Below are 529 nucleotides of genomic sequence, written 5' to 3'. Positions count from 1 at the left end.
CCATCAGGTCGTGAACGTCGATGCGCTGACCTATGCGGCGTGTCTGGACAACGTCGCGATGGTTGCGGGCAGCCCCGATTATGCCTTCGAGCAGGTGGATATCCGCGACCGCGCCGCGCTGGACGCGGTGTTCGCCAAACACCAGCCCGATGCGGTGATGCATCTGGCCGCCGAAAGCCACGTGGACCGCTCGATCGACGGGCCCGCGGACTTTATCGAGACGAACGTCACCGGCACCTTCAACATGCTCGAGGCCGCGCGGACCTATTGGACCGCCCAAGGCAAACCGGACAGCTTCCGGTTCCACCACATCTCGACCGATGAGGTCTTTGGATCGCTGCCGAACGACCCTGCGATCAAGTTCACCGAAGACACGCCCTACGATCCGCGCAGCCCCTATTCCGCGTCCAAGGCCAGCAGCGACCATCTGGTCCGCGCCTGGCACGAGACCTACGGGTTGCCGGTGGTGTTAACCAACTGTTCGAACAATTACGGCCCCTTCCACTTCCCCGAAAAGCTGATCCCCGTG

Annotated in this window: 1 protein-coding gene; it reads left to right on the top strand. The window is 62.8% G+C overall.

What is annotated here, in order from left to right; genetic code table 11:
- Positions 1-529: dTDP-glucose 4,6-dehydratase (locus tag HJ536_RS20705; RefSeq protein ID WP_177159282.1), on the top strand; the 529-nt coding region annotated here is incomplete at both ends.

This window comes from Donghicola mangrovi, from assembly GCF_013377535.1.
Lineage (GTDB): Bacteria > Pseudomonadota > Alphaproteobacteria > Rhodobacterales > Rhodobacteraceae > Donghicola > Donghicola mangrovi.
Note: the sequence above shows the minus strand (reverse complement) of the source record. Positions and strands in the feature narration are given on the sequence as shown.